This is a genomic window from Streptomyces sp. NPDC007162 (assembly GCF_040634175.1).
Classification (GTDB): domain Bacteria; phylum Actinomycetota; class Actinomycetes; order Streptomycetales; family Streptomycetaceae; genus Streptomyces.
The window spans coordinates 1-3,337 of the sequence record NZ_JBEYFC010000749.1; the positions used below are offsets into that span (position 1 = coordinate 1).

A 3,337-nucleotide genomic window follows, 5' to 3' on the forward strand; every position below is an offset into this window, starting at 1 on the left:
GGTTCGCGAAGACGCACCCGACGCGGCACGTGCCGACCCGGGTGACCTGGATCGTCGGGGCGGCCTCCGCCCTGCTCGCCGGGTTCGTGCCGATCGGTGAGGCGGCCGAGCTCACCAACATCGGCATCCTGCTGGCGTTCGTGGTGGTGTGCGTGGCGGTGATCGTGCTGCGCCACCGGCAGCCGGACCTGCCGCGCGGCTTCCGTACGCCGTGGATGCCGTTCGTGCCCGCGCTGGGTGTGGTCTTCTCGCTCTGGCTGATCACGTTCCTGAAGTGGCAGACCTGGGTGCGGTTCGCGGTCTGGTTCGTGGTCGGGTGCGTGATCTACTTCGGCTACTCGTACAAGAGGTCGCGGCTGGCCGGGCGTTAGAGCGCGCGGAGGAAGCCGAGCAGCAGGGCGTTGAACTCCTGCGGCTTCTCCAGGTTCGGGTAGTGGTCGGTGCCCTCGACGACTTCGGCGCGGCCGTCGGGCACCTCGCGGGCCAGGCGTTCGGCGGCGGCGAGCAGGTCGGCGGGTTCGAGGCCGCCGTTGACCGCGAGCACCGGGACGTCGATCTTCGGGACCCGGGGCCAGGAGCCGGTGACGGGCACGAGCCGGTTCGGTTCGTCGGGCGTGTGCTTGGAGAGGGTGTGCAGGGCCAGATCCCGCAGCCTGCGCGGGATCTCCGGGTCGACGTCGGCCAGGGTGCGGTGCGCACCGACCACGACCCGTACGAAGGCGTCGAGCCAGCCGTCGATGTCACCGGCGGCCAGGGCGCGGGCGTTCTCGGCCTGGAGTTCCGTGTGCCAGGGGTCCGTGTACCGGAAGTCCCCGGTGGCGGCCCCGCAGGTGACCACCGCGCGGACCAGTTCCGGGTGTTCCAGCACGGTGTCGGTGGCGATCACCCCGCCCATCGAGACGCCGACCAGCACGGCGGGCCCCGCGTCGAGGTGGCGCAGCAGCTCCGCGAGGTCGTCGGCCCAGCGGAACGGCCTGCTCGCGTTGGCGGAGAAGCCGTGACCGCGCACGTCCGGTGCGATGACCCGGTACTCGGCGGCGAGCGCCGGGAGCTGCCGGTACCAGAAGCGGTGGTCGACGTACCCGGAGTGGAGCAGGACCACCGGGTCGCCGGAGCCGGTGTCGAGGTAGGCGAGGTCGCCGTCGGAGGACGGGAAGAAGCGGACGTCCGCAGCATCGTTCATGACAACCAAGGTGTCACCACCGAGGAATTTTGACAACCCGGTTGTCATCTTGGCCGGGGTGCATCATGGCCGGGTGAACGACATCGACAAGCCCCTCGCCCCCGACGAGCTGGGCGAGCGCATCACCGAGGTGTTCGATCTGATCGGCCCGCTGTACCGGCGCGCCTTCCGCAAGGTCGAACAGGGCGAGCAGATCGAGGGTGCCTCTGTCGGGGTGCGCTCGGTGCTGGATTTGCTGCGCCGGTACGAACCCATGACGGTGCCCCAGATGGGACGGATCATGGCGCTGAGCCGGCAGTTCGTGCAGCGCATGGTGAACGACGCGGTGGCGCACGGCTGGGCCGAGGTCACACCCAATCCGGCGCACCAGCGCTCCTCGCTGATCCGCCTCACGGACGAGGGCCGGGCGACCATCACCGCGGTCCTCGCCCGCGAGCACGCCCTGAACCGGCAGGTCGGCGGCGATCTGACCGACGCCGAGATCACGGCGTGCGTACGTGTGCTGAAACAGCTGCTGGCGGCCTTCGACCACGTCGACGTGGAGTGACCGGCACCGCTCGGCGCCGCTACTCCCCCATGACCAGCCCGTCCTTGGCGGCCCCGCGGCTGAGCACCACGTCGCGGATGGCGTCCCGGGCTGCGGTGAAGTCGGCGCCCTTGGCGATGGCCGCGTCGAGGTCGACGACCCGGCCGGCGTCGAGGTCGTACAGCTGCGGGATGAACTCCGCCCTGGCCACCTCCCAGCGGCCGCCCGGACGGGCGGGCGGGGTGAAGGTGAAGCGGGCGATGGTGGACTCGTTGCCGCGCGGGTCCGGCCGGCCCTGGCTGTCGCCGAGCTCGCCGGCGAGCTGGTCGCCGAGGCTGTAGACGACCCAGGTGCCGTTGACCTTCTCGTAGGCCTGCGGGATGTGGGCGTGGGTGCCGAGGATCAGGTCGATGTCGGGGCGGCCGCCGGTCCGCGAGCCGGTGAGCCGGCTGGCGAGGGTGAGCTGCTGTTCGTCGGGGGCGTCCCGCCCGTCGGTGCCCCAGTGCAGGGAGACCACGACCACGTCGGCGCCGGCCCGCCGGGCGGCGCGGGCGTCGGCGAGGATGCGGTTCTCGTCCAGGAGGCCGACCGCCCAGGGCTGGCCGGGCGGCAGCTCGTTGCCGTTGACGTCGTAGGTGTAGGAGAGCTGGGCGACCTTGGCGCGGCCGGCCCTGAGCAGGGTGAGCGTGCCCGCCTCGGCCTCGGTGCGGGCCGTGCCGGCGTGCCGCAGGCCCACCTGGTCCATGGCGTCGAGGGTGCGCCGGACACCGGCGGCGCCGTCGTCCAGGGCCCGGTCGGAGGCGGTGGAGCAGCCGTCGTACCCCGCGGCGGCGAGGCCCTGGAGGAGCTGCGGCGGGGAGGTGAGGCCGGTGGGACCGCCGTCGGCGGCGGTGACCGTCGCCAGGTGGCAGAGCGCCAGATCGGCGCGGGAGACCACGGGTGCCACCCCGGCGAGCATCGGGCGGAAGTCGTAGCCGCTGGCGCCCGCGTCGAAGTTCGCGTGCTCGATCGCGGACTTCTGCGGCATGACGTCGCCCGAGGCGACGAGGGTGAACGCGCCGGCGGCGGCGGTGGGGGCCGGCCGGCCCGAGGGCGTCGCCCGCTCCTGCCGTTCGTGGTTCGTGCAGGCGGCCGCGGTGGCGAGGAGGGCGGTCAGGGCCAGGGCCGCCTGGCGTCTGCGATTGATCATCAGGAGCACCCCAGAGTCGCAAGCCTTGTCCTATTTACAGATCAATGGGTACGAAGGTGGACGGAGCCCCAAACAACTCAGGCGCCCCGATTGACCCATCCGGGTCGGGTACGGGGGGTGACGGACCGTTCGCCGCACCGTTCACCGACGCGATCGACCGCCCGTCGCAGATCCCTGTGCGCCCCCTGTCCCGGGGTCCGGCCCTGCGATGCCATACGGCCATGACGGCCGGAACCACCCTTCCCCACCGGCTTCCCGACGGACTCCACGCCGGGACGACGACCGCCGAGCACGAGCTCGCCGCACTCCAGCGCGAGCACGGCCGACCCCTCTTCGCGCTGCTGCTGCGGCTCAGCGACGGGGACCGGCAGCGCGCCGAGGACCTATGCCTTCCCGTCCGCCGCCGGGACCGCTCCGGCCCACCGGGCCCGGCGCCGTC

The 3,337-nt window shown here is 72.4% G+C and carries 4 protein-coding genes and 1 pseudogene; 3 read left to right on the forward strand and 2 right to left on the reverse strand.

Features of this window, described 5'->3' with window-relative positions:
- Positions 1–371 (forward strand): amino acid permease (locus ABZ646_RS43275; protein ID WP_360532317.1); only part of this gene is annotated, 371 nt, incomplete at its 5' end.
- Here the strand turns inward: ABZ646_RS43275 and ABZ646_RS43280 are convergent.
- Positions 368–1,183, reverse strand: a complete 816-nt coding sequence (locus ABZ646_RS43280) for an alpha/beta hydrolase (protein WP_360532320.1) — start codon at positions 1,181–1,183, stop codon at positions 368–370. The two genes, ABZ646_RS43275 and ABZ646_RS43280, sit on opposite strands and share 4 nt — an antisense overlap.
- A gap of 73 nt (positions 1,184–1,256) precedes the next feature.
- Here ABZ646_RS43280 and ABZ646_RS43285 point away from each other — a divergent pair, with 73 nt between their 5' ends.
- Entirely contained in the window at positions 1,257–1,730 is a 474-nt protein-coding gene (locus ABZ646_RS43285; protein WP_360532326.1) for a MarR family transcriptional regulator, read from the forward strand.
- Between the two features lie 19 nt (positions 1,731–1,749).
- Here the strand turns inward: ABZ646_RS43285 and ABZ646_RS43290 are convergent, their stop codons facing one another.
- Positions 1,750–2,898, reverse strand: a complete 1,149-nt coding sequence (locus ABZ646_RS43290) for a CapA family protein (protein WP_360532323.1) — start codon at positions 2,896–2,898, stop codon at positions 1,750–1,752.
- Between the two features lie 44 nt (positions 2,899–2,942).
- On the opposite strand from ABZ646_RS43290, the pseudogene ABZ646_RS43295 reads away from it, so the two are divergent.
- Positions 2,943–3,337 (forward strand): annotated as a pseudogene (locus ABZ646_RS43295) (hypothetical protein); the annotation flags it as partial.

Excerpts from the sequence above, each read along its gene's own strand:
- ABZ646_RS43290 (WP_360532323.1), bottom strand. The coding sequence starts at position 2,898 with ATGATCAATCGCAGACGCCAGGCGGCCCTGGCCCTGACCGCCCTCCTC.
- ABZ646_RS43280 (WP_360532320.1), bottom strand. The coding sequence starts at position 1,183 with ATGAACGATGCTGCGGACGTCCGCTTCTTCCCGTCCTCCGACGGCGAC.